Below are 24,094 nucleotides of genomic sequence, written 5' to 3'. Positions count from 1 at the left end.
AGCAAGTGTTGTACAGATAGCTGCAGTTAGAGTTGTTTTACCGTGGTCAACGTGGCCGATAGTACCAACGTTTACGTGCGGTTTTACACGTTCAAATTTTTCTTTAGACACAATCGTGTTCCTTCCTAGTTATGATTCGCCGTGATCATTATTGATCCCGACGCGCCAGAAATTGTTATTTTATGCGCCAACGCCTGTTAGCGCAATATTTGGACGCATTGATCTTTAAAAAAAGCTGGACTTTTTTTCAGCTCAAAGCGTTTTAATTAGTAACCACGGTCTGCAATGATTTTATCTGCGAAGTTTTTCGGTACTTCAGCGTACTCGTTAAACTCCATAGAGTAAGACGCACGGCCTTGAGTTGCAGAACGTAGGTCCGTTGCGTAACCAAACATCTCAGATAGTGGTACTTGAGCGCGGATGATCTTAATACCAGCCACACCATCGTCCATACCTTCGATCATACCGCGACGGCGGTTAAGGTCACCAACAACATCACCCATCCAATCTTCAGGAGTAGTTACTTCAACATTCATCATTGGCTCAAGAAGAACAGGCTGTGCTTCTAATGAACCCTTCTTGAATGCCATCGAGCCAGCGATCTTAAACGCCATCTCGTTAGAGTCAACATCGTGGTAAGAACCATCAAACAGAGTGGCTTTAATATCTAATACAGGATAACCCGCTAGAACACCGCTGTTCATTTGCTCTTCGATACCTTTCGCTACCGAGTTGATGTATTCCTTAGGAACAACACCACCCACAATTTCGTCAACAAAGACAAAACCTTCGCCAGGTTCAGATGGCTCCAGTTTGATCCATACGTGACCATACTGACCACGACCACCAGATTGACGTACAAATTTACCTTCAACTTCCGCGTTGCCACGGATTGTTTCACGGTACGCAACCTGAGGTTTACCAACATTACAGTCAACGCTGAATTCACGTTTCATACGATCAACGATAATATCTAGGTGAAGCTCACCCATACCAGAGATCAGTATCTGACCTGTTTCGTCGTCCGTTTCTACGCGGAATGATGGATCTTCTGCCGCTAGTTTACCTAGTGCAATACCCATCTTCTCTTGATCGGCAACAGAGCGAGGCTCTACCGCGATCTGAATTACCGGATCAGGGAACTCCATGCGCTCTAGAATCACTTTGTGGTTCTGGTCACATAGCGTGTCACCTGTTGTAACGTCTTTCAGACCGATAGCAGCTGCGATATCACCAGCGCGAACTTCTTTAACTTCTTCACGCTTGTTCGCATGCATCTGTACGATACGACCGAAACGCTCTTTCTTGTCTTTTACTGAGTTGTAAACTGCATCACCTGAGTTCACAACACCTGAGTAAACGCGCATGAAAGTTAGCGTGCCCACGAATGGGTCAGTCGCGATCTTGAATGCTAGTGCTGAGAACGGTTCGTTGTCGTCTGCGTGACGCTCAACTTCGTTCTCTCTTTCGTCGATGCCTTTAATTGCAGGAACATCAACTGGCGACGGCAAGAATTCGATCACTGCGTCTAGTACTGCTTGAACACCTTTGTTTTTGAACGCACTACCACAAGTAGCCAGTACGATTTCGTTGTTTAGTGTACGAGTACGTAGAGCTTGTTTGATCTCAGCTTCAGACAGTTCACCCTCTTCAAGGTACTTGTCCATTAGCTCTTCAGTTGCTTCCGCTGCCGCTTCAACTAGGTTGTTGCGCCATTCTTCAGCAAGCTCTTGCATGTCTGCTGGAATTTCGTCGTATGTGAACGACATGCCTTGGTCGGCTTCATTCCAGTTGATCATTTTCATCTTGATAAGGTCGATAACACCACGGAAATCATCTTCTGCACCAACGTTCAGTTGGATTGGAACAGGATTCGCACCAAGACGGTTTTTAATTTGGTCCACAACGCGTAGGAAGTCTGCACCTGCACGGTCCATCTTGTTTACAAATACCATACGTGGAACGTGGTACTTGTCAGCTTGACGCCATACAGTTTCAGACTGAGGTTCAACACCAGATGAACCACAGAACACAACAACTGCACCATCAAGTACGCGCAGAGAACGCTCTACTTCGATAGTAAAGTCAACGTGTCCAGGGGTATCAATGATATTTACGCGGTGCTCTTGGAATTGTGCTTCCATACCACGCCAGAAAGTAGTAGTTGCAGCAGAAGTGATAGTGATACCACGTTCCTGCTCCTGCTCCATCCAGTCCATGGTTGCTGCGCCATCGTGAACTTCACCGATTTTATGAGACAGACCAGTGTAGAACAAAATACGTTCAGTAGTGGTTGTTTTACCAGCATCTACGTGAGCACAGATACCGATATTACGGTAGCGCTCAATAGGAGTTTTGCGAGCCACGATTGAATCCTCTTAACTTAGAGATAGGGACTATTGCTATAGCTAAAAATGCTATCCCCTAGATATAGCAATAGTTCCTAGCATAGGCATAGGAACTAAAGAAGTGCTGCAAGGAACCTTGCAGCACTGAAAAGGTATTACCAACGGTAATGTGCGAACGCTTTGTTTGCGTCAGCCATGCGGTGAACGTCTTCACGTTTCTTAACCGCAGTACCTTTGTTCTCAGACGCGTCTAGCATTTCAGCAGCTAGGCGTTGAGCCATAGATTTTTCACCACGCTTACGCGCAGCTTCAACCAACCAACGCATAGCAAGTGCGTTACGGCGAACCGGACGAACTTCTACAGGTACTTGGTAAGTTGAACCACCTACACGGCGAGATTTAACTTCTACCGCTGGGCGAACATTTTCAAGAGCTTCTTCAAAAATAGCTAAGTGGTCTTTACCAGACTTTTCAGCCATAGAATCTAGTGCAGTGTAAACAATTTTCTCTGCAGTAGATTTTTTACCGTCAACCATTAGGATGTTAACGAATTTTGCCAGCAGTTCAGATTTGAACTTTGGATCTGGAAGGATCTTACGCTGACCAATGACGCGACGACGTGGCATGGATTTTCTCCGTTGTCTTCTTCAGGTTTTATCCAAAACTTTTCAGTTTTTTCAAAAAATTAAAAATAATTTAGTGTTTGGCCTTACTTAACGGAATCCATTAAGACTTAGGACGCTTCACACCGTACTTAGAACGACCTTGTTTACGGTCGTTAACGCCAGCACAGTCAAGTGCACCGCGAACAGTGTGGTAACGTACACCCGGAAGGTCTTTTACACGACCGCCACGGATTAGTACAACACTGTGCTCTTGAAGGTTGTGACCTTCACCGCCGATGTACGATGTAACTTCGAAGCCGTTTGTCAGACGTACACGACAAACTTTACGAAGTGCTGAGTTAGGTTTTTTAGGTGTAGTTGTGTAAACACGAGTACATACACCACGTTTTTGTGGGCACGCTTCTAGTGCAGGCACGTTGCTTTTAACAACTTGCTTTGCACGTGGCTTACGTACCAACTGGTTAATAGTTGCCATTAACTAGCTCCTGATTTACTTGAAAGTAAGCTTTGTGAAAAATCTATCCCTAACGACTCTTGGCAGTTAGGGACGCAAAATTCTATGCAGCAGTGAGAGGTGTGTCAAGAAATATACGGATCTTTTTTGTTCAATTAGGGTAATTCGTCCGTAAAGCTCAATCGACAGGAATAAAGGGCTAATCCCAAGTCAGAGATTTCGCCTGTTTTGTCGTGAGTTCGACAAAACCTGAATAGTTTATAACGGTAATAGACGGGCTTATACGATTGGTGATTCCGCGAGCTTCGATATCACTCTGTAAAGCAAACACAGCGGGGCCTTTTACCTTTGTAAATGCTTTATGTTGAGGGTTAGCGGCATAAACCGCCTCTTCAATCAGCAAGACATCATCTTGCTCACTGTACAGTGCCATTGCATCGTCTAATGCTGCTACGGATTTGATGATATGTAACATGGCTTCCTCAGAATGACAGCAGTTTGCTAGCTTGTTGCAGTTTAGCTTTGAGTTGCTCGGTATTTAGAGACTCGGCATCAATGACTAAATCGGCTTGAGCCAAGCCACGCTCGGCAAGCGAATCAGCACAAACAAACACTTGCTCAATATCGTACAAGTCGAACAGCTTTAGCATTGGTGCGTAGTCTTTGCTTAAGATGCCATTTGGCTCCTGTCCAAGCAGTAACTGGTAGACACCATCACCAACAAATAAGACGGTGATGTCTTCACAGTACGCCGACGCCGCTAGCAGCGCATCTACACCTTCACGCCCCGCATTACTACCATGAGGTGCGCTACGAAATAGGTAAGTTAACTGACTCAAAACTGCACCACTCTATCTTGCGTTAACATAGCTTCGGCTAAGCTGCCCAAACCGGCTTGTTCGAACCCTGTCGCTAGGTTGTTCTGCTCAAGACCATGTTGATTGGCTTCATCTTCGCTGATGATACCGCGACGTAAAGCCGCTGCCACACACGTTTCCAAACGAACATCGTGTTGCTGTGCGAGTGATTGCCATGCTTTAGCTAGGTCAAACTCATCATTGGCGGGCACGCTCAGAGCTGTACCATTGGTGACGCCGTCTTGATAAAAGAACACACTCACTAGAGTGTGCCCTTGTTCAATGACTGCTTTAGCAAATTGGTATGCACTGCGTGCCGATTGGCTGCCGTAAACCGGACCGTTCACCACTAGCGTGTAAGTTAATCCACTCACGCTTATTCGTCCTCAGTTTTACGCTGACGAATATAAAGGTAAACCGTATGCTTAGAAATGTTTAGACGATCGGCAACGCGGTTGATGGCGTCTTTAATATCGAAGATACCTTTATCGTACAATTCCATGACGATCTGACGGTTTTTCGTATTGTTCGATACCGATTTGTCTGCATTGATTTCTTCAATCGTGCGCTCAACGGTTTGATCGACAAGTTCTTCAACATCGCTGGCGAAGTTTACTGAAGACGCCGCCTCTTTTGCTTCTTGTGTCGGCATAAAAGATTGCAGCACTTGAGAGAACGGCGCATCAAGGTTGACATTAATACAAAGCAGGCCAATCACTCGGTTTTCACCATTGCGAATAGCAACGGTGATCGACTTCATGAGTACACCACCTTTTGCACGGGTGAAGTACGAACGTGAGAAGTTACGTTCAGAGCCTTCAATGTCTTTCAACATCTTTAACGCTAAGTCGGTAATCGGAGAACCGACTTGACGGCCAGTGTTTTCACCATTGGCGATTTTGATTGCAGAGGTATTGAGATCTTCAAGAGAGTGAAGAACGATCTCACAAAAGGGACCAATCAAACTGGCGATGCCGTCCACGACCGCTTCGTAAGATCTCAAGATGATTTTATCGTGCTCAGAAAATGGCATCACGTTGACAGATTCCATTTCGAGCAACATCTCCGCATTTATTGTTTCTGTAGTTGTCATAAGCCTCCGAGCGAAAAATCAACAAATTGGTGTAAGTTTATCAGAAAATTTGAAAGGCAACCTAGCAAACTCATCAACTAGTGACCTAGAACAAAAAAGGCCCGTAAAACGGGCCTTTTTTCATCGAGTTATCGCTGTCTGTTATTACTTAGCAGCTTGATCGTTCTCAACTTTTAGTAGTTCAACTTCGAATACAAGCGTTGAGTTAGCTGGGATGCTTGGTGTGTCTTGATCACCGTATGCTAGCTCTGGCGGGATAACAAATTTGAACTTAGAGCCTACAGGCATTAGCTGAACACCTTCAGTCCAACCAGGGATAACGCGGTTTAGTGGGAACGTTGCTGGCTCACCACGATCGTAAGAACTGTCGAACTGAGTACCGTCGATCAGAGTACCTTTGTAGTGTACTTGAACCGTATCAGTGTCTTTTGGCTTCTCACCTTCAGCAGGCGTGATTACTTGGTAAAGTAGGCCAGAATCTGTCTTAACTACGCCTTCTTGCTTTTCGAACTCAGCACGGAAGTCATCACCTGCTTTCTTCGCTTCAGCCGCTTTTTCAGCGGCTTGCTTTTGCATCTTCTCAGCAACACGCTTATCTAGAGACTCTAGAGCAGCACGAGTTTCTTCCTCGTTTAGCGCAGCTTTGTCTTTGAATACGTCTTCGATACCTTTAAGAACTAGGTCTTTGTTTAGGTCGATACCGATTTCGCTTGGCTTATCGATACTCGTGCTCAGGTAGTTAGCAAATGAAACACCGATCGCGTACGCCGCTTTGTCATCGTCGGTTTTAAAGTGAACTGCTTTACCAGTTTCTGCTTGAACTTGTTCTGCTTGAGGTGCTGCTTCTGGTTTTGTTTCTTCTTTTTGACAACCTACCGCTAGCATTACTGTTGCAGCAAGTAGCGACACTTTTAAAACTGATTTCATTAAATTCTCCCAATAATGGCTTAGCCACTGGTTGTTGTGCACAAATCTTCGATGAGACTAGTGAAGACAATCGTTATACCAATATACTAGCTATATGTCTTAAGACACAAACCGGATTATTAGATGTGATGCAAAGAATTTCTCATTTATTCCTATATTTAATTGTCATCACCACGTTAAATGGATGCTTTTTTACCGATCATGACGTTCAACGTTGGTCACTCGAACCACAAGGTTCCACCAGCTTTGCGCTCAGTCGAGATGGCCGATTTGCACTGCTGTACTCCAAAGAGCACCAGTTGGTTCTTTGGGATTTGGAGCAAAACAAACAACTCGCAAAGCTGGGTGAACTCGATCAAGCTTCGAATGTGGTCTCCCATATTCGCATTTCGGACAATGGCCGCTATGCCGTCACTGCAAGCCAAATGAACTTCGCAGTATGGGATCTCGGATGGACTCAAGCCGAAGGACTTTGGTCTATCGATGACGCGCTAATTCGAGACGTTGATATCACCAGCAACGGAGAACAAGTGTTGCTTGGCCTGTCCAACGGTAAAGCGATTCACGTCAACTTAGTCACTGGTCGTAGGCTAGAGTTCCTTGCACACCAAGAAAAAGTCAATTCTGTCGCTATCTCGCCCAACGGGCGTTTCGCTCTAACGGGTGGAAATGATTACAAAGCTTACTTATGGGATACCGAAACAGGCCAAGTACTGCGCAGCTTTGAACACGAGCAACGCGTGGTAAGAGTCGCGCTTCAACGTGATGGGACACTGGCCATGACGTCCGATGGCGGTAATCAAGCCATCATCTGGGACTTAGAAACTGGAGAAGAAGTGACACAGCTAAGCAGTTGGTCTCGTCAGTTGATATTCTCCACGGCTAGATTCTCAGACGATGGCAGCTTATTAGTTACAGGAACGCCTTCAGGACGCGTGATGGTTTGGGATACTCACACAGGTAAACGAGTGGATAGATTTGAAGTCGAGCCGAAAAAAGATACTCGCCCTCCTCGCGCGGTCGTGTATGATGCAGCCTTTGATTCCAAGCAACGTATAATTACTGCCACTTCTGCGGGCATTGCCCAAGCTTGGCAGCTAGAGAACGGATCATGACAGAAAAACTTATTCAGCAATTGGAAGCTCGCATTAATGACTTAGAGTGTCAGCTTGCGTTCCAAGAACAGACGATTGAAGATCTGAACGGTGCCTTGTCACAGCAGCAACTGCAAATCACCAAGATGCTCGATCAGATGAAATACGTGGTAGGTAAAGTGAAGAATATGGATTCGTCGAATTTGGCCGATCCATCAGAAGAAACACCACCACCGCACTACTGATTCATCCGAATCCTAGTGCAGTAAATAACACAAAGCCCAGACTCTTATCTGGGCTTTGTTGTCTTTGAGAAAGCGAATCGCTACTCGTCAGAGTAAATGTTTACGCTCAACTCACCTTGAGTGTTGATCCCTGCTCGATACATACCAGAACTGTTCATCGCAAAGTGCAACTCACCTTGTGCATCGATGGCAATTAGACCGCCCTCTCCGCCCATCTCTTTAAGTTCACCTTGGATGATATGTTCACAAGCCGTGTGGACGTTTTCTTGCAAATAACGCATGCGCGCTGCGACATCTTCCGCCACTCGTTTACGGATAAAGAACTCGCCGACACCTGTAGTGGAAACCGCAACAACACCATTCTCTGCCACCGTGCCGCACCCAATCAGAGCGGAATCTCCCACACGACCGTATTTCTTGTTGGTCACACCGCCAGTGCTGGTTGCTGCCGCTAAGTTGCCTTGTTGGTCCAATGCAACCGCACCAACCGTACCGTGTTTACGGTCATCTGGGTAACGGGACTCGGAAAGAGCAAACAAGCCTTTCTCGCGCATAGAAATCAGTTGTTCATAGCGACGATCAGTGAAGAAGTAATCTTGCTCGGTGTACTCGTGGCCTTGTTCGAAAGCAAATTTCTCAGCGCCCTCGCCAACTAACAGCACATGGTTGCTGTTTTTCATTACATCACGAGCGAGTTCAATGGGATTCTTAATATGACGAACACCGGCAACAGCACCTGCCGCTTGGTTTCTACCATCCATTACAGAGGCGTCCATTTCTACCATTTCATTATGGGTAAGAACCGAGCCTTTGCCTGCATTGAAATTAGGGGAGTCTTCTAGCACTTTTACCGCAGCAACGACCGCATCTAAGGCTTCACCACCTTTTGTTAAGATTTGATGACCCGCTTTCACCGCAGCTTCTAAATCCGTCAAAATGGATTGTTGCAGTTCATCGCTCATCTGTGCCCGCAAAATGGTACCTGCACCACCGTGAATGGCAATCGAGAAAGGTTTCGTCATCGCTTTGTCCAACTGTTATTCCTTGTATGATTTGCACTACACCCCAGATAAACAAAAAGCGCAAGTTGAAACCTCAACTTGCGCTTTTCAAAGCTTGTTCTAGATAATGCTATCTAGAGGAAGAGCGTGCGATTAGTGAGAACCGCAACCGCCGCCGCCACAGCATTCGTGGTCGTCAGCTTTTTCTTCGCCACCGCAGCAGCCGCCTTCGTGGTCATGGTCGTGACCGCCACAACAACCGCCACCTTGGTGGATGTGACCGTGTTCGATCTCTTCAGCTGTTGCTTCACGAGTAGCCATAACTTCAACTTCGAAAGTTAGTGTTTGGCCAGCTAGCATGTGGTTGCCGTCTACAACAACTTCGTCGCCATCTACTTCAGTCACTTCTACAGGGATTGGACCTTGGTCAGTGTCTGCTAGGAAACGCATGCCAACTTCGATTTGCTCAACACCTTGGAATACGTCAGCAGGAACGCGCTGTACTAGAGCGTCGTTGTGATCGCCGTAAGCATCTTCAGGAGCTACTGTTACTGAAAACTTGTCGCCAGCCACTTTACCTTCTAGCTCTTTCTCAAGACCAGTGATTAGGTTGTTGTGACCGTGTAGGTAATCAAGAGGCGCGTCAGCTGTTGATTGATCAACAACAACACCGTCTTCCATCATTACTTTGTATGCAAGGCTTGCAACAACGTTCTTTTCAATTTTCATACTAACTCCAGGGAGATTAACTGACTTAACCAAAATGGGGTTAAGTACCGAGATGGTAGTATTATGGGGATCAATTAACGAAGTTCAATTACTCAGGCTTAAAAATCCCGATCATTTCTTGTTCTGAGTGTTTATTTTTTTCTACAGATTGTGGTTTACGCTGCTCGGTGTAATCACAATCTACACATTCAACTAACTCGATATTGTTCTCAATCCACCAGCGCAACGTATCTTGCTGGCTACACTGCGGGCAGCTTGCACCCGCGATAAAACGTTTCTTGGCTTTCACTTTTGTTCCTTTTCCCGCTTAATACCGTGCGGGTACTACTTCCAATGATTTGGCGACTGTTGATCGCTTTCCATTTCGCGACCGAAGATTTCTTCTAGTTCTTTGCGTGCCTCTTTCGAGCGTTGAGCAAGTTCTTTATCCTCATTATGTTGAGGCAATAAGTCTTTGAGCATAGCATTATCTAGTTTACGAAAATGTGCTTCTGCCCGCTTTGCTTGATACGGATGCATGCCTAGTTCTACGAGCGCTTGGCGACCTAGATCTAATGCGCCCAAAAAGGTTTCACGCGAGTAGTTTTGCACACCGTGATTCATTAACTGATACGCTTCCACACGGCTGCGTGCACGCGCAAGGATCTTCAAATTCGGGAAGTACTCACGACAAATGTCGACAATCGCCATCACTTCGTCAGGTGAATCCGTACAGATCACTAAGGCTTCAGCTTTATCCGCACCTGCGGCACGTAACAAATCAATCTGAGTCGCATCACCGTAAAACACCTTATAGCCGTATTTACGCAACAAGTGGATTTGGCTCGCATCACTTTCTAGCACCGTGACTTTGATCTTGTTGGCATACATCAAGCGCCCAACAATCTGACCAAAACGACCGAAGCCGGCAATGATCACACGCGGTCGACGATCCACCACATTGGTCGTCACGCTCTCTTCTTCTTGATTGAGCGTGTGAGCAAACCACTTCTTTTGCCCCATGAGCAACAGCGGCGTCGTCACCATCGACAAACTCACCACAACCAATAAGAAGGAAACTTGCTCTTTGGTTAAGATCCCTTCTTGGCTTGCCGCGGTGAAAATCACAAACGCAAACTCACCACCTTGGCTCAAAATCGCCGCCATACGACTACGCGACTTTGCTCGAACTCGGGCAGTACGCGCCAGAACGTAGAGCACCAAGCCTTTCACGGTGACCAAAGCAACCACAGAACCTAATATCGCCCACGGTTGCAATGCTAATAACCCTAGGTTCACCGCCATACCAACAGCGATAAAGAACAAGCCAAGTAGCAGACCTTTAAAAGGTTCTATCGCGATTTCCAGCTCATGACGATATTCACTTTCCGCCAGCAGTACGCCCGCTAAGAAAGTACCGAGTGCCATCGACAGCCCCAGCTTTTGCATAGCGACAGAAATGCCAAGTACCACTAAAAGAGCAGCAACGGTGAAAAGTTCACGCACACCACTCATCACGACAAAACGAAATAAAGGGCGCAGTAAAAAGTGGCCACCTATCAATAAACCGATCACCGAGGCTAAGACCCACAAGGCATCCAGCCAATCACCGCCACTGGTGCCACCAGCGAGTAATGGCAACAGGGCAAGCATTGGGATTACAGCAATATCTTGGAATAACAGTACCGCAAAGCCCGATTGTCCGGTTTCCGTTCCGGCTTGTCCTTGCTCTTCTATCACTTTAAGTGCAATCGCGGTGGATGAGAGTGCTAATCCCATGCCGATCACTAAGCTCACTTGCATGCTCAAACCAAACAGGCTGACGATACTGCCAATCACGGCAGTCGTCACAATGACTTGAGCCCCCCCAAGTCCAAGTATTGGTCCACGCATTTGCCATAGTTTTTTGGGGTTTAACTCCAAGCCAATTAAGAACAGCAGCAACACCACCCCAAGTTCAGCAAAGTGGAGAATCGCATCCACATCGCTGATCAAACCCAGTCCCCAAGGACCAATTAAAACACCAGCAATCAGGTAGCCAAGCACGGAGCCCAAACCAAGTCGCTGAGCAATCGGCACTGCTACGACGGCAGCAGAAAGGAATACCACGCTGCTTTGAAGAAACTCACTGGTTATCGCCATGATGACCTCCTTGTACTCCCCACTCATTCAAAGGGTTGTTCAGCCATTGACGATATTGTTCCGCATGCTGATAACGCTCAATATCCGAGACATTACGTGACCAGTACAACACCAGAGGTTCCATCCAGTGCATTTGACAAAGAGCAGCGGTTAACTCGAAAGGTTGTAAGATCTGTTCTAATGGATATTTGTTATACCCAAGTGGGCTAAAGGCATCTTCTTTGCCTCCCGTGGTGATAACACTACGCCAATATTTACCTTCAAGTGCACAGCCATCACCAAACGCAAACCCTTTACCTAGCACGCGATCTAACCACTCTTTTAGTAGCGCAGGGCAAGAATACATATAGAGGGGATGATGAAAAACGATCACATCGTGCGTCATCAACAGGTCGTGTTCGTAATTCACATCAATAAAGAAATCAGGATACGCACCATAAAGATCATGCACAGTGACGTGATCAAGTGATTGAATTTTTTTTATCATCACTTGATTGGCAATGGAGTTTTGCGGCTCAGGGTGAGCATAAATCACCAGAACTCTTGGGGGATAAGACGCTGCAACAGCCAAATGGTCGTCCTTGTTTTAATTTCTCAGGGAAAATTATCGTTATCAGTTTGTTATACTTTTTTGTATAGCATAATGCAATTAAAGGTCAGAGATCGACTTTTCCCGCCAATAGCCCTACTATTCACCGCGAGACAAATGACGAAGAAACGCGCGCTGCGCAAAGTGAACTAAAGCCCTATGATTACCTTTTCAGATATTCAGTTACTGCGTGGCGGTAAACCTCTTTTAGACCAAGCTTCTGCAACCATTCACCCTGGCGACAAAGTGGGTCTGGTTGGTAAAAACGGTTGCGGTAAATCGACTCTATTCGCACTCCTGAAAGACGAATTGTCGATTGACGCTGGCTCATTCAGTCAACCGCAACATTGGGAATTGGCATGGGTAGCGCAGGAAACTCCCGCACTAGACCGCAGCGCAATTGAATACGTCATTGATGGTGATCGAGAGTTTCGCGGTCTTGAGCAACAACTGATGATTGCCGAAGAAAAAGACAACGGTACGTTGGTTGCAGAGATCCACGGAAAAATTGAAACCATTGGTGGTTACAGTATTCGCGCGCGTGCTGCCGAACTGCTTGACGGTCTGGGCTTTAGCCAAGAACAAATGAGCTGGAATCTGACTCAGTTCTCAGGTGGCTGGCGTATGCGCCTCAACTTGGCTCAAGCGCTATTGTGTCGTTCAGACCTACTGTTACTTGACGAACCAACCAACCACTTGGACTTAGATGCAGTAATGTGGCTGGAACGTTGGTTACAAAACTATCCAGGCACATTGGTTCTTATCTCGCACGACCGTGACTTTTTGGATCCAATTGTTGGTCGTATTATTCACATCGAAAACCAGCAGCTAAACGAATACACAGGCAACTACTCGTCGTTTGAAAATCAGCGCGCGCAAAAAATGGTGTTGCAACAAGCCATGTTCGAGAAGCAACAGAAACAGATGTCGCACATGCAGAGCTACATCGACCGCTTCCGTTACAAAGCATCTAAAGCCCGCCAAGCACAAAGCCGCATCAAAGCTCTAGAACGTATGGAAAAAGTGCTGCCAGCACAGTTCGACAACCCGTTTAACTTTCAATTCCGCGAGCCAGCAGCTTTGCCAAACCCAATCATGATGATGGATGAGGTATCGGCAGGTTACGGTGACAACCTGATCTTAGAAAAGATCCGCTTGAATCTGGTCCCAGGCAGTCGTATTGGTCTACTTGGTCGTAACGGCGCAGGTAAATCAACCTTGATCAAACTGTTGTCTGGTGAGCTAAAAGCGCAAGGCGGCGATCTCACTTACTCACAAGGCGTGAAGATCGGTTACTTCGCACAGCACCAACTAGAAACACTGCACCCAGAAGAAACGCCGCTACAACACATGATGCAGATTGCACCAGACCAAACTGAACAACAACTGCGTGATTACTTAGGTAGCTTTGGCTTCCAAGGTGATAAAGCGCTAGAGAAAGTCGCACCGTTCTCTGGAGGTGAAAAAGCGCGTTTAGTATTGGCATTAGTTGTGTGGCAAAAACCCAACCTATTGCTACTCGATGAACCAACAAACCACCTAGATTTGGACATGCGCCAAGCATTGACTATGGCACTGCAAACCTTTGAAGGTGCGATGGTCATTGTTTCGCACGACCGTTACTTGCTGCGCGCAACAACGGACGACTTGTATCTGGTACATGACCGCCAAGTCGCACCATTTGATGGTGACCTCAATGACTACTACAAGTGGCTAACAGAGCAACAAAGAGCCGAGCGTAAAGAAGCACAAGCGGCACAACCAGAGAAAGACAACAACAACAGCGCTGCGGCAAAAAAAGAGCAGAAGCGACGTGACGCAGAATTTCGTAAACAGACAGCGCCAATTCGCAAAACCCTGACACAGTTAGAAAATAAAATGGATAAGTTAGGCGAAGCATTGGCATCAGCAGAAGAGCAATTATCGGATAACTCTCTGTATGAAGCAGAAAACAAGGCTAAACTTAACGAAGTGTTGGCACTTCAAGCGTCGAGTAAATCTGAGCTTGAAGACGTAGAGATGGAATGGATGTCTGCTCAAGAAACGTTAGAGCAGATGGAGCTAGAGTTTAATCAATGACAAAAGAGCACGCAGAATACACTCTCAACCTAGAACACCTTTGGCAGTTCAGTCTGCAATTTTATGGTGTGCGAGAAGTGAAGGAAGCGTGCTTGTCGTTGCAAAATAACTATCACGGCAATGTGAATCTACTACTGCTGCTCAGATGGCTCGATGAGCAGCAAGTTATTTTCCAAGAACAGGACTGGCATTTAGTCCAAGGTTGCCTTGGTCGAAGCGAAACCCTTCTGCACTCCTACCGTGAGTTACGTCGCCATCTAAAATCGCAAGTCAACGATGCCCTTTATCGCGAAGCACTACAGTTCGAACTGCAGTTAGAAAAACAGCAACAATCCGACCTCGTTGACTGCGTCAACTCATTAAAATTAGTCAGTAACGATGGCGATCCACTAACGCTAAGATATTGTCGGCAGCTCGGTGGTGAGCACCTTCAACAAGCGTTTTCCCTTCCAGTTCCAAAAATTCAGCATCCATAAATCAGTCATAAACCAGTAAAATATCTATACTAAAGCTATAAAGGATTATATTAATAAGTTCTTCAGCGAACATTGAAGGACCATATAAGAGCAGTTAGGTATGACACAATTTTTCGCAGCCGCCGGGATTAAGAACCCGCACCTTCAGACGCTATTACCGCGCTTTATTCGCAAGAAAGCGCTGTTTACGCCTATTTGGCAAACACTCGATACACCGGATGGTGACTTCCTCGATTTGGCGTGGTCCCAGCAGCCAGATTCCGAAGCCGCACGCAACAAACCAATCTTCGTCCTCTTTCATGGCTTGGAAGGCTGCTTCTACAGCCCGTATGCGAACGGTTTGATGAACGCCTTCTCTAAATCGGGTTGGCTTTCAGTGATGATGCACTTTCGTGGTTGCAGTGGTAAGCCAAACAAGAAAGCCCGCGCCTATCATTCTGGCGAAGTAACGGATGCTCGTTTCTTTCTTGAGCAGCTCAATCAGCAGTTCCCCAACAATCCAAAAATCGCAGTAGGGATCTCCCTCGGCGGTAACATGCTGGCGAACTATTTAGCTAAGTACAAAGGCGACCCGATCTTGAGTGCCGCGACGATTGTCTCTGCACCGCTTGATTTAGCGGCATGTGCCAATCGTATTGAGCAAGGCTTCTCGAAGGTCTATCGACGTTACTTACTCTCTTCACTAAAGCGTAATGCACTGCAAAAGCATGACTTAATCCAAGGCGAACTCGCACTGTCGTATAACTCGATCAAACGTGTGACTCGCTTGTATGAGTTCGACGACTTGATCACAGCCCCTCTGCATGGCTTTAAAGACGCACAAGATTATTACGATCAATGTTCTGGCTTAAGCAAGCTGCAACAGATCACTCTACCGACGCTGATAATCCACGCAAAAGACGATCCGTTTATGACGGAAGAAGTGATCCCGAAATTTGTGTTGCCAGATAACATCGATTACCGACTTTATGAGCATGGGGGACATGTGGGTTTTCTTACGGGAACCGCTCTCAAACCAAAGTTTTGGTTAGAAGAAGCCCTACCTGCTTATTACGAAAGTATCGCTGCGGAGTACCTTTCTGCTGTATCCGTGCCACGAACACAGTAAACTACTTAGGCGCGCCAGACTCCAACCCAAGGCGCGCTTAAACATCATAAAAGTTTGAGGTATTTATGGTCATCCCTTGGCAAGACATCGCGCCAGAAACGCTGGAAAATTTGATTCGTGAATTCGTACTACGTGAAGGCACCGACTATGGCTCGGTCGAAGTTTCACTGCAAAGTAAAATCGATCAGGTCAAATACCAATTAGAAAAAGGTGAAGCAATCATCGTCTTTTCTGAGCTACATGAAACAGTAGATATTCAATTAAAAGCAAAGTTTTAGACCCTTCACATTTTACCGTATCCCACTCGATGACAAGGGCTTGTTACGTGCTATAGTGGGTTATCGACCGTGCAGCATACGCATGCTGCACTTTACAGGTAAGTAATTTTCGACAAGGTTTGTCATGTCAGCTAAACATCCAATCATTGCGGTTACTGGTTCATCCGGTGCCGGTACCACCACCACATCTGAAGCCTTCCGCAAGATGTTCAATATGATGAACGTCAAACCTGCATGGGTCGAAGGCGATAGCTTTCACCGTTTTACTCGTCCAGAAATGGACGTCGAAATCCGTAAAGCCCGCGAGCAAGGCAAACACATCAGTTACTTTGGTCCACAAGCCAATGACTTTCCGGGGTTAGAAGAGTTCTTTCGTCAGTTTGGTGAAGATGGCACTGGCAGCGTGCGCCGTTATCTGCACACCTTTGATGAAGCGGTCCCATATAACCAAATGCCGGGCACCTTTACACCTTGGCAAGATCTGCCAGAAAACAGTGATGTCTTGTTCTACGAAGGCTTGCATGGTGGCGTGGTGGATGGCGATGTCAATGTGGCACGTCACGTCGACTTTCTAATTGGCATGGTGCCAATCGTCAACTTAGAATGGATTCAAAAGTTCGTTCGTGACACGCGCGATCGTGGCCACTCAAGAGAAGCGGTCATGGATTCGATCGTGCGCTCAATGGATGACTACCTAAACTACATCACCCCGCAGTTCTCTCGAACGCACATCAACTTTCAGCGTGTCCCAACGGTGGATACATCCAACCCACTCAATGCCAAAGGCATCCCAAGTTTAGACGAGAGTTTTGTTGTCATACGCCTTCGCGGCATAAAGAATGTCGACTTTCCTTATTTACTGGCAATGATTGATGGTTCATTCATGTCTCGCCACAATACTATTGTGGTACCGGGCGGTAAGATGAGCTTTGCAATGGAGCTCATAGTAAGGCCGATTCTGCAGCAACTTATCGAAACAGGGAAAATTGGCTAAAAACCTTGCCATCGTAGTGTTTACTTTTCATACCGTGATCATGTGCACAGTTTTGCTTACAAAATCTCAATGATGGCACGATTAAAATCAAGAAATCGTTTTCGAAAAAGGATACTATTTCTAACCGAAACACAAGAGAGCTTGCAGCATATAAAAAGTGCTCTTATTCTAGTAGGCCAATTCAGGCTTAGCTAAAATATGGATAGCGCAAGCGTACCCTGCAGAGGAAGTGAGATATTATGGTTCTAGGTAAACCTCAAACCGACCCAACATTAGAGTGGTTTCTTTCACACTGTCATATTCATAAGTACCCATCAAAAAGCACGCTAATTCACGCGGGCGAAAAAGCAGAAACTTTGTACTACATCGTTAAAGGTTCTGTTGCGGTTCTTATCAAAGACGAAGAAGGTAAGGAAATGATCCTTTCTTACCTAAACCAGGGCGACTTCATTGGTGAACTTGGTCTATTCGAAGAAGACCAAGAGCGTACAGCTTGGGTTCGCGCTAAATCTCCTTGTGAAGTGGCTGAGATTTCTTTCAAGAAATTCCGTCAACTTATCCAAGTTAACCCAGACATCCTAATGCGTCTTTCTGCGCAAATGGCTCGTCGTCTACAAGTTACTAGCCAAAAAGTGGGTGACCTAGCGTTCCTAGACGTAACTGGTCGTATCGCTCAGACTCTTCTGAACCTTGCTAAACAGCCAGATGCGATGACGCACCCAGACGGCATGCAAATCAAGATCACTCGTCAAGAAATCGGCCAAATCGTTGGCTGTTCTCGTGAAACAGTAGGTCGTATCTTGAAGATGCTAGAAGAGCAGAACCTAATTTCTGCGCACGGTAAAACTATCGTTGTTTACGGGACTCGTTAATCTCGATTAACGTTTAAAAAATTTAAAAGCCACCAAATGCAAGTTTGGTGGCTTTTTTGTTTTTTGGGAATCAGGAACGGAAAACAAAGAGCCGAGAATTGGGAACACTGCGTTCCGAGATCGGACTTCGTCCTTCGAGATATAGCCCTCTCAGATTCCGAGAGTTAAAACCTCCCGCAGCGAAGCGTTCCGGCATCTAGAGGGCGTAGCCTCTTCTTTAGCCGTTGGTGCTTTCGAAGATCTTATCTGCCGATGCAGCCACAAATCCTGGGTACAACTCACCGTTATCCATTGGATAGCGCTTAGCAAACTCATAGAAGCCACCAGGAATCACCTCAACACCTTCAGTAAAGCTCACTGGCACTTTGTCTGCCATGGTCGATGATTGCTCTAGTAGCACCTCTGGCGTGCCTTTTACTTCACCGCCATTCTCGTTGATGGTGAAACCAGCAGTGCGTAGGTAGTCGTTCACTTGCTTCACTTCTTGATGCTGGTTGAGTTGATTAACGCTCACTGTGAAGTGGTTAGCTCCGTAACCGTGCGCAGCAAGCCAAGAAGCGTATTCACTCTCTTTCGCCAAGGTTTGGAAGTCAGTATAGCTGAGGTTCCACAAACGTCCGCCGTATAAGAAATCACTGCCGGTCAGTTTAGAAGCATCAACCTGATCTACCAATTTATGAACAATGGCTTGTAGCTCTGGTGAGCACTCATCCACTTTCAACTCACTGATGAAGACTTTTGGTTGTTTTGGATCTGGGTGCTCAAAATGTTTTGCTACCAGCTTTTTGCTTTCAAATACGTAGTCACCACAGGCTTTGTAGCCCACCGCCAAGAATGGCTTCGCTAACGTTTCAATGCCTAGGGGATCGACATTAAACGTACGTAGAGCAATATGGTCATTAATCAGAGGCTCATCTTCTTGAAGAAGTTGATGGACTTTAGCAGCGGAAGGACAAAGACGTTTAATGTAATTTTGCCATAGCGATTCAAATAACACATCGGGCGTCATAACGACTCCTTGTTATGCAATGTAGAGTTAGGGGTAAGAGAAGTTGACCGCTCGTTCACAGCCCGGAGGCTGTCCAGAATCACGAACGAGCGGTCATCAACCTGTGACGGTATGTGTGGCATAAGTGCCAGTCAGTCAACACGCACTGGAGAGTCTTAAGCTCGCCTTTGGCGTTTGCCAGCGCGCTTACCAGAATCCTAACTTGGTAAATAGCTCCGGCAGAGAGAAGCGGCGATACTTTGTCACCGCTTCGTTTTTCTCTATTACAGGCTTACACCCGGACTCAATGTGGCAGGCAAGACCGTCTCTTGTCCTTCCATTGATGCCATTGGATACGCACAGTAGTCTGCTGCGTAGTAAGCACTTGGACGTAGGTTGCCCGATGCACCCGGACCACCAAATGGTGCATCACCACTTGCGCCCGTTAGCTGGCGGTTGCGGTTCACGATGCCGGCACGAATGTGGTCCACGAAGTATTCCCACTCTTGGTCGTCGGTTGAAACCAGACCCGCAGAAAGGCCAAAGCGTGTATCGTTAGCCAGTTCTACCGCTTTCTCTAGCCCTTCGTAGCGCACAACTTGCAGAAGTGGACCGAAGTACTCTTCATCTGGCAGTTCAGCAATGTTCGTCACATCAATAATTCCTGGAGAAACAAATGCCGCTTCGCCTGCTTTCGCTTCAATCAAGCTTTCTCCACCAAGTGCTTGTAGGTTTGCTTGTGCATCCAGAATGAATTTAGCTGCCGCGACCGAAATCTGTGGTCCCATAAATGGCGCAGGTTCTGCAAATGGTTGGCCGACTCTAATATTGAGTGTCGCTTCCACCAGCTTAGTAATGACGGCATCACCCTTGTCGCCAAATGGAATGTAAAGACGACGTGCACAAGTACAGCGCTGACCTGCACTGATGAAAGCCGATTGGATGATGGTATAAACCGTCGCATCTAGGTCGCCGTAGTTATCCGAGATAACCATCGGGTTATTGCCACCCATTTCAAGCGCCAGCATTTTGCCCGGCTGACCAGCAAACTGACGATGCAGAACATGACCTGTGTTTGCACTACCGGTGAACAGCACTCCATCAATGCCTTTCGCATCCGCAAGCGCAATGCCAGTTTCTTTCGCACCTTGGACTAGGTTAATCACACCTTTTGGTAGACCGACCTCTTCCCACAGCTTCATAGCGAGTTCACCCGTCCATGGCGTTTGCTCAGACGGTTTAAAGACAACAGTGTTACCAGCCAGTAGTGCTGGCACGATGTGACCATTTGGCAAGTGACCTGGGAAGTTATAAGGACCGAATACCGCCATCACACCCAGTGGGCGGTGGCGCAATACAATTTGGTTGCCTGCGGCTTCACGTGCAGCTTCACCCGTACGGTCGTGGTAAGCACGGATGGAAATCGCAATCTTACCTGCCATTGCTGCCGCTTCGGTGCGTGTTTCCCAAATCGGCTTACCGGTTTCTTTGGCAATCACTTCGGCGATTTTTTCGCTGTGCTCTTTTACTTTTTCAGCAAAAGCCAACACGATCGCTTCTCGCTCTGCAAATGGGCGCTTCTTCCAATCAACAAACGCTTCACGTGCCGCCGAAACCGCTTGGTTCACTTGTTCTGCCGTTGCACCGTTGCCTTGCCAGATCACTTCTTGGTTGTAAGGCGACAGAGACGTAAATCCTTCACCCTGACCTTGTACCCATTCACCTGCAATCCAATGTGTCATTGTTTCTATCCTTAAATTCTGTCGTCAGTTACTGCGGAAGAAGGCGAACAAAATCCCCTTCCTCAACCAAAAGCGCATCAGCAAGTTCAGGAGCCAATACAACGCTTTGCGTTTCAGCGTCGTAAGCCGCTTTTGCAGCTGCAGCACGGAAGTTCTCGAATGATGAGTTACACATCAAGAAGTCTTGAGTACTGGTATGCTCAGAGATTTTGACTTGGGCACGGAACGAGTGACGTACCGATTCGATATTGCGTAGATCACACTCCACCGTTGGGCCACCATCGAAGATGTCGACGTAACCACGGTTAGTAAAACCTTCGCGCTCAAGCAGCTTCAGAGCAGGACGCGTGTTATCGTGCACCTTACCTATTACGGCTTGTGCTTCTGGGCTTAGCAAGTTGATGTAGATTGGCAATTTCGGCATCAAATCAGCGATAAAACCTTTCTTACCGATACCGGTTAGGTAATCCGCAAGCGTGAAATCGATAGAGAAGAAATGCTCTTGAAGCCATTGCCAGAATGGTGAGTTGCCCTGATCATCAGAAACACCACGCATTTCAGCAAAGATAGTTTCCGAGAAGCGTTCTGGGTGCTCTGCCATCATTAAGAAACGACACTTAGACATCAGACGCCCGTTCAAGCCACCACGGAATTTCTCGCGTAGGAACAAGGTACAGATTTCGCTGTTACCCGTGTAGTTGTTACCAAACGTCAGCAGCTTAACCACGTTGTTTACGCCAAGCTTTGGTGACGAGTGCACCACTTTACTGATGTGGTAAGAATAAAAAGGCACATCCCAGCCGATTGAAGCTTCAATACCTGTGGTACCTGCGACTTCACCAGTTTCAGATTCAAAGCCCACCATTAGGTAGCCTTCATCACCGGCTTCGTTCACGTCAGGTTTGCCAAAACTGTACTCTGAATGTTTAATTCGATTGGTTAACAGTTCTTCGTTAACCGGTAGAGATGTAAACCCATGACCAGACTCAACCGCACAAGTGTGCAGCGCGTCATAATCCGACATTGCGATAGGGCGAACTACTAGCATCAATACTCCCTCCAGATGCAAGAAGATCCTAACTATATTGTAGGAACAATACCCCCATCAGAGATCCTTGATGGGGGTTTCTAGGTTGACGATAAATGGGGACCGCGCTTAGACCAGTGTTGCGATCGCTTTGTCCAGCTTCGCCAAACCTTCTTCGATTTCTTGTTGTGTGATAACGAGTGATGGTGTGAAACGTACGACATTGGCACCCGCAACCAATACCATGAGACCTTGTTTACCCGCAGCAACCAGTACGTCACGCGCACGACCTTGCCACTCTTCGTTCAGTGCAGCACCAAGCAGTAGACCTTTACCGCGCACTTCAGAGAAGATGTTGTATTTCGCGTTGATCTTATCTAGCCCCTCACGGAACATCGCTTCGCGCTCTAGTACACCAGCCAGTACTTCTGGTTTAGTCACTTCATTAACGACCGCTTCGGCAACGGCACATGCTAGCGGGTTACCGCCGTATGTCGAACCGTGCGTGCCGACTTTCATGTGTTCAGACAGTTTCTCTGTCGTCAGCATGGCACCGATAGGGAAACCGCCGCCTAATGATTTCGCAGTGCTTAGAATGTCTGGTGTAATGCCTAGACCTTGGTATGCGTAGAAGTGACCAGTACGACCGTTACCTGTTTGAACTTCATCGAAGATCAGTAGTGCGTTGTGCTTGTCACACAGCTCGCGAACCGCTTGAGCGAATTCAGGTGTTGGTGGAATGATGCCGCCCTCACCTTGTAGAGGCTCCATCATCACCGCACAAGTGCGATCAGACATATGTGCTTGCAGCGCTTCGATATCATTGTAAGGGAGGTGCGTTACGTCGCCTGGTTTAGGACCGAAACCGTCAGAGTAAGCCGCTTGGCCGCCTACCGTTACGGTGAAGAAAGTACGACCGTGGAAACCTTGTTTGAATGCGATGATTTCAGATTTCTCAGTGCCATGAACGTCTGCTGCATAACGGCGCGCCAGCTTCAGTGCTGCTTCGTTCGCTTCTGCGCCAGAATTAGCAAAGAACACGCGCTCGGCAAAGCTCACTTCTGTTAGCTTCTTCGCCAGTCGAAGTGCAGGCTCGTTAGTCATAACATTACTTAGATGCCAAAGCTTGTTACCTTGCTCAGTCAATGCGTTCACCATAACTGGGTGACAATGACCAAGACAGCTCACCGCAATACCACCAGCAAAGTCGATGTATTCATTTCCGTTCTGATCCCAAATACGTGAACCTTCACCTTTTACAGGAATCATTTCCATCGGGTTATAGCAAGGTACCATTACCTCATCGAATAAACCGCGCTCTACTTTGTTTTCCGTTGTCATTGCACATTCCTTCTTGATACCGCATGCCTAGCAGATAAGCGAATTTAACCAGCACTCTTTGCCAGCAAATAATGTTTTGCATTTAAGCTAATACGGCATTGTATTTACATTTGATTAACCATTTCAATAGTGATTTATTCTTTTCGTATGCGAGCGTAACACCTCATACTCACTATCTATGATTATTTATGCACCAAGAAACGCAAATAGAGAAGCGATTTTTTATAAAAACCATGCATGACAAGGTTCAGAAAGAAATGAGAAAAATGAATAGGCCCTACCTAATTGGCAGAACGCATAGTTTTGCATTCCCCTTCTCAGGCACAAAATATGAAGAATTTGTTAAGAAAAGTGATCGCGATCAGATCGTTTTACGCGCAAGAAAGTTTGCGAGTAGTTCGTGGCCTTGTTCTGTCTTAATTGACTCTGGATGAAACTGTACTGCATCAATTGGCAGGGTTTTATGCTGATAACCCATGATTTCATCCATGGTTCCGTCAGGCAACTCAGTCCACGCAGTCAATTCAAACACCTTCGGTAACGTACCGTTTTTCACCACAAGAGAGTGGTAGCGGGTTACCGTCAATGGGTTGTTAAGGTTTTTAAACACACTGCGACCGTTGTGACGAATTGGTGATGTCTTGCCGTGCATCACTTGTCGAGCACGTACCACTTCCCCTCCAAACACCTGTGCAATCGCCTGATGACCAAGGCAAACGCCCAAGATAGGTAACTTACCGGCAAAGTGCTCAATGGCTTGTAGAGAGATACCCGCTTCGTTAGGAGTACATGGCCCTGGAGAGATCACCAAATGAGTTGGGTTGAGCGCCTCAATGCCTTGGATGTCGATTTCATCGTTACGCACCACCTTTACGTCTGCACCAAGTTCGCAGAAGTATTGGTAAAGGTTGTAGGTAAAAGAGTCGTAGTTATCGATGATCAACAACATAAAAGGTCGGTTGCTCCAATCCGTTTTGGCAATGCTTACGTAGTGAATCGCCACGTTCGTGACAATCAAGGGCGGTATTTTGCTATACCAAGCAAGAAAGGCAAGTTTTTGCTGAATAAAAAGGCCAGCATAGGCTGCAATGTAGATCAGATAAGG

At 46.7% G+C, this 24,094-nt stretch carries 27 protein-coding genes; 8 read left to right on the top strand and 19 right to left on the bottom strand.

Going from position 1 to position 24,094, the window contains the following annotated elements:
* The 9 genes from BCT11_RS27100 to fkpA form a co-directional block, all read right to left on the bottom strand.
* Positions 1–111, bottom strand: a 111-nt coding sequence (locus BCT11_RS27100; RefSeq protein WP_133152127.1) for a GTP-binding protein, incomplete at its 3' end; no start/stop codon positions are given.
* A gap of 155 nt (positions 112–266) precedes the next feature.
* The gene (gene fusA / locus BCT11_RS27095; protein ID WP_102389887.1) at positions 267–2,366 is read right to left on the bottom strand and encodes an elongation factor G; all 2,100 of its coding nucleotides are present in this window, start codon (positions 2,364–2,366) and stop codon (positions 267–269) included.
* A gap of 137 nt (positions 2,367–2,503) precedes the next feature.
* Complete coding sequence (rpsG, locus tag BCT11_RS27090; protein WP_005438390.1) at positions 2,504–2,974, bottom strand: 30S ribosomal protein S7; 471 nt, start codon at positions 2,972–2,974, stop codon at positions 2,504–2,506.
* Between the two features lie 100 nt (positions 2,975–3,074).
* Positions 3,075–3,449 (bottom strand): 30S ribosomal protein S12, encoded by a 375-nt coding sequence (gene rpsL / locus BCT11_RS27085; RefSeq protein WP_004399892.1) that lies wholly within the window; start codon positions 3,447–3,449, stop codon positions 3,075–3,077.
* A 178-nt stretch (positions 3,450–3,627) separates the two neighbouring features.
* Entirely contained in the window at positions 3,628–3,903 is a 276-nt protein-coding gene (tusB, locus tag BCT11_RS27080; protein WP_038871962.1) for a sulfurtransferase complex subunit TusB, read from the bottom strand.
* 7 nt (positions 3,904–3,910) lie between these two features.
* On the bottom strand, positions 3,911–4,267 hold the full coding sequence (tusC, locus tag BCT11_RS27075; RefSeq protein ID WP_038871964.1) for a sulfurtransferase complex subunit TusC: 357 nt from the start codon (positions 4,265–4,267) through the stop codon (positions 3,911–3,913).
* Positions 4,264–4,659 (bottom strand): sulfurtransferase complex subunit TusD, encoded by a 396-nt coding sequence (tusD, locus tag BCT11_RS27070; RefSeq protein ID WP_038871966.1) that lies wholly within the window; start codon positions 4,657–4,659, stop codon positions 4,264–4,266. The genes tusC and tusD overlap by 4 nt, the downstream gene beginning before the upstream one ends.
* A 2-nt stretch (positions 4,660–4,661) precedes the next feature.
* Entirely contained in the window at positions 4,662–5,378 is a 717-nt protein-coding gene (locus BCT11_RS27065) for a transcriptional regulator (protein ID WP_038871970.1), read from the bottom strand.
* 144 nt (positions 5,379–5,522) lie between these two features.
* Positions 5,523–6,305 carry an FKBP-type peptidyl-prolyl cis-trans isomerase gene (gene fkpA / locus BCT11_RS27060; RefSeq protein ID WP_038871973.1) on the bottom strand — a complete coding sequence of 261 codons (783 nt, stop codon included), beginning with the start codon at positions 6,303–6,305 and terminating at the stop codon, positions 5,523–5,525.
* Between the two features lie 128 nt (positions 6,306–6,433).
* Between fkpA and BCT11_RS27055 the strand changes: the two genes are divergently transcribed.
* Together BCT11_RS27055 and BCT11_RS27050 are read left to right on the top strand one after the other, a co-directional pair.
* The gene (locus BCT11_RS27055; protein WP_102389885.1) at positions 6,434–7,420 is read left to right on the top strand and encodes a PQQ-binding-like beta-propeller repeat protein; all 987 of its coding nucleotides are present in this window, start codon (positions 6,434–6,436) and stop codon (positions 7,418–7,420) included.
* On the top strand, positions 7,417–7,644 hold the full coding sequence (locus BCT11_RS27050) for a SlyX family protein (protein ID WP_005438375.1): 228 nt from the start codon (positions 7,417–7,419) through the stop codon (positions 7,642–7,644). The genes BCT11_RS27055 and BCT11_RS27050 overlap by 4 nt, the downstream gene beginning before the upstream one ends.
* Positions 7,645–7,724: 80 nt before the next feature.
* On the opposite strand, the gene BCT11_RS27045 is transcribed toward BCT11_RS27050, so the two are convergent.
* The 5 genes from BCT11_RS27045 to kefG form a co-directional block, all read right to left on the bottom strand.
* Positions 7,725–8,666, bottom strand: a complete 942-nt coding sequence (locus BCT11_RS27045) for an isoaspartyl peptidase/L-asparaginase (RefSeq protein WP_042605520.1) — start codon at positions 8,664–8,666, stop codon at positions 7,725–7,727.
* Positions 8,667–8,798: 132 nt separating this feature from the next.
* Positions 8,799–9,374, bottom strand: a complete 576-nt coding sequence (gene slyD / locus BCT11_RS27035; protein WP_038871977.1) for a peptidylprolyl isomerase — start codon at positions 9,372–9,374, stop codon at positions 8,799–8,801.
* A gap of 88 nt (positions 9,375–9,462) precedes the next feature.
* Positions 9,463–9,663 carry a YheV family putative zinc ribbon protein gene (locus BCT11_RS27030; protein ID WP_010443959.1) on the bottom strand — a complete coding sequence of 67 codons (201 nt, stop codon included), beginning with the start codon at positions 9,661–9,663 and terminating at the stop codon, positions 9,463–9,465.
* A 35-nt stretch (positions 9,664–9,698) separates the two neighbouring features.
* Complete coding sequence (kefB, locus tag BCT11_RS27025; protein WP_102389884.1) at positions 9,699–11,495, bottom strand: glutathione-regulated potassium-efflux system protein KefB; 1,797 nt, start codon at positions 11,493–11,495, stop codon at positions 9,699–9,701.
* Positions 11,479–12,066, bottom strand: a complete 588-nt coding sequence (gene kefG, locus BCT11_RS27020) for a glutathione-regulated potassium-efflux system ancillary protein KefG (protein ID WP_038877278.1) — start codon at positions 12,064–12,066, stop codon at positions 11,479–11,481. Before kefG ends, kefB begins: the two co-directional genes overlap by 17 nt.
* Positions 12,067–12,243: 177 nt before the next feature.
* Between kefG and BCT11_RS27010 the strand changes: the two genes are divergently transcribed.
* From BCT11_RS27010 to crp, 6 genes are all read left to right on the top strand, one after another.
* Positions 12,244–14,163 carry an ABC transporter ATP-binding protein gene (locus tag BCT11_RS27010; RefSeq protein ID WP_038871983.1) on the top strand — a complete coding sequence of 640 codons (1,920 nt, stop codon included), beginning with the start codon at positions 12,244–12,246 and terminating at the stop codon, positions 14,161–14,163.
* On the top strand, positions 14,160–14,639 hold the full coding sequence (locus BCT11_RS27005; protein ID WP_102389880.1) for a TIGR02444 family protein: 480 nt from the start codon (positions 14,160–14,162) through the stop codon (positions 14,637–14,639). The genes BCT11_RS27010 and BCT11_RS27005 overlap by 4 nt, the downstream gene beginning before the upstream one ends.
* A 100-nt stretch (positions 14,640–14,739) precedes the next feature.
* Positions 14,740–15,747: a hydrolase gene (locus BCT11_RS27000; RefSeq protein ID WP_038871988.1), complete on the top strand. Its 1,008-nt coding sequence runs from the start codon at positions 14,740–14,742 to the stop codon at positions 15,745–15,747.
* Between the two features lie 65 nt (positions 15,748–15,812).
* Complete coding sequence (locus BCT11_RS26995) at positions 15,813–16,025, top strand: YheU family protein (protein ID WP_038871991.1); 213 nt, start codon at positions 15,813–15,815, stop codon at positions 16,023–16,025.
* 124 nt (positions 16,026–16,149) lie between these two features.
* Positions 16,150–17,019 carry a phosphoribulokinase gene (locus BCT11_RS26990; protein ID WP_005432770.1) on the top strand — a complete coding sequence of 290 codons (870 nt, stop codon included), beginning with the start codon at positions 16,150–16,152 and terminating at the stop codon, positions 17,017–17,019.
* A gap of 239 nt (positions 17,020–17,258) precedes the next feature.
* On the top strand, positions 17,259–17,891 hold the full coding sequence (gene crp / locus BCT11_RS26985) for a cAMP-activated global transcriptional regulator CRP (RefSeq protein ID WP_005381432.1): 633 nt from the start codon (positions 17,259–17,261) through the stop codon (positions 17,889–17,891).
* A 217-nt stretch (positions 17,892–18,108) separates the two neighbouring features.
* On the opposite strand, the gene BCT11_RS26980 is transcribed toward crp, so the two are convergent.
* The 5 genes from BCT11_RS26980 to BCT11_RS26960 form a co-directional block, all read right to left on the bottom strand.
* Positions 18,109–18,900: a DUF1338 domain-containing protein gene (locus BCT11_RS26980; RefSeq protein ID WP_102389879.1), complete on the bottom strand. Its 792-nt coding sequence runs from the start codon at positions 18,898–18,900 to the stop codon at positions 18,109–18,111.
* Positions 18,901–19,163: 263 nt separating this feature from the next.
* On the bottom strand, positions 19,164–20,621 hold the full coding sequence (gene astD, locus BCT11_RS26975; RefSeq protein WP_102389877.1) for a succinylglutamate-semialdehyde dehydrogenase: 1,458 nt from the start codon (positions 20,619–20,621) through the stop codon (positions 19,164–19,166).
* A gap of 28 nt (positions 20,622–20,649) precedes the next feature.
* Complete coding sequence (gene astA, locus BCT11_RS26970) at positions 20,650–21,669, bottom strand: arginine N-succinyltransferase (protein ID WP_038871998.1); 1,020 nt, start codon at positions 21,667–21,669, stop codon at positions 20,650–20,652.
* A 108-nt stretch (positions 21,670–21,777) separates the two neighbouring features.
* On the bottom strand, positions 21,778–22,989 hold the full coding sequence (locus tag BCT11_RS26965) for an aspartate aminotransferase family protein (RefSeq protein ID WP_038872001.1): 1,212 nt from the start codon (positions 22,987–22,989) through the stop codon (positions 21,778–21,780).
* Positions 22,990–23,350: 361 nt separating this feature from the next.
* On the bottom strand, positions 23,351–23,938 hold the full coding sequence (locus BCT11_RS26960; RefSeq protein ID WP_038872003.1) for an aminodeoxychorismate/anthranilate synthase component II: 588 nt from the start codon (positions 23,936–23,938) through the stop codon (positions 23,351–23,353).
* Between the last annotated feature and the right edge of the window lie 156 nt (positions 23,939–24,094).

It is taken from the genome of Vibrio sp. 10N.222.52.B12 (assembly GCF_002875385.1).
GTDB lineage: Bacteria > Pseudomonadota > Gammaproteobacteria > Enterobacterales > Vibrionaceae > Vibrio > Vibrio jasicida.
The sequence above is the reverse complement of the archived record's forward strand: the minus strand, read 5'-3'. Positions and strand labels throughout refer to the sequence as shown.

Bases quoted from the DNA above. Each gene is read 5' to 3' on its own strand.
- rpsG (WP_005438390.1), bottom strand. From the start codon at position 2,974: ATGCCACGTCGTCGCGTCATTGGTCAGCGTAAGATCCTTCCAGATCCA.
- rpsL (WP_004399892.1), bottom strand. From the start codon at position 3,449: ATGGCAACTATTAACCAGTTGGTACGTAAGCCACGTGCAAAGCAAGTT.
- tusB (WP_038871962.1), bottom strand. From the start codon at position 3,903: ATGTTACATATCATCAAATCCGTAGCAGCATTAGACGATGCAATGGCA.
- BCT11_RS27065 (WP_038871970.1), bottom strand. From the start codon at position 5,378: ATGACAACTACAGAAACAATAAATGCGGAGATGTTGCTCGAAATGGAA.
- fkpA (WP_038871973.1), bottom strand. From the start codon at position 6,305: ATGAAATCAGTTTTAAAAGTGTCGCTACTTGCTGCAACAGTAATGCTA.
- BCT11_RS27055 (WP_102389885.1), top strand. From the start codon at position 6,434: ATGCAAAGAATTTCTCATTTATTCCTATATTTAATTGTCATCACCACG.
- BCT11_RS27050 (WP_005438375.1), top strand. From the start codon at position 7,417: ATGACAGAAAAACTTATTCAGCAATTGGAAGCTCGCATTAATGACTTA.
- BCT11_RS27045 (WP_042605520.1), bottom strand. From the start codon at position 8,666: ATGACGAAACCTTTCTCGATTGCCATTCACGGTGGTGCAGGTACCATT.
- slyD (WP_038871977.1), bottom strand. From the start codon at position 9,374: ATGAAAATTGAAAAGAACGTTGTTGCAAGCCTTGCATACAAAGTAATG.
- kefB (WP_102389884.1), bottom strand. From the start codon at position 11,495: ATGGCGATAACCAGTGAGTTTCTTCAAAGCAGCGTGGTATTCCTTTCT.
- BCT11_RS27010 (WP_038871983.1), top strand. From the start codon at position 12,244: ATGATTACCTTTTCAGATATTCAGTTACTGCGTGGCGGTAAACCTCTT.
- BCT11_RS27005 (WP_102389880.1), top strand. From the start codon at position 14,160: ATGACAAAAGAGCACGCAGAATACACTCTCAACCTAGAACACCTTTGG.
- BCT11_RS27000 (WP_038871988.1), top strand. From the start codon at position 14,740: ATGACACAATTTTTCGCAGCCGCCGGGATTAAGAACCCGCACCTTCAG.
- BCT11_RS26995 (WP_038871991.1), top strand. From the start codon at position 15,813: ATGGTCATCCCTTGGCAAGACATCGCGCCAGAAACGCTGGAAAATTTG.
- BCT11_RS26990 (WP_005432770.1), top strand. From the start codon at position 16,150: ATGTCAGCTAAACATCCAATCATTGCGGTTACTGGTTCATCCGGTGCC.
- crp (WP_005381432.1), top strand. From the start codon at position 17,259: ATGGTTCTAGGTAAACCTCAAACCGACCCAACATTAGAGTGGTTTCTT.
- BCT11_RS26980 (WP_102389879.1), bottom strand. From the start codon at position 18,900: ATGACGCCCGATGTGTTATTTGAATCGCTATGGCAAAATTACATTAAA.
- astD (WP_102389877.1), bottom strand. From the start codon at position 20,621: ATGACACATTGGATTGCAGGTGAATGGGTACAAGGTCAGGGTGAAGGA.
- astA (WP_038871998.1), bottom strand. From the start codon at position 21,669: ATGCTAGTAGTTCGCCCTATCGCAATGTCGGATTATGACGCGCTGCAC.
- BCT11_RS26965 (WP_038872001.1), bottom strand. From the start codon at position 22,989: ATGACAACGGAAAACAAAGTAGAGCGCGGTTTATTCGATGAGGTAATG.
- BCT11_RS26960 (WP_038872003.1), bottom strand. From the start codon at position 23,938: ATGTTGTTGATCATCGATAACTACGACTCTTTTACCTACAACCTTTAC.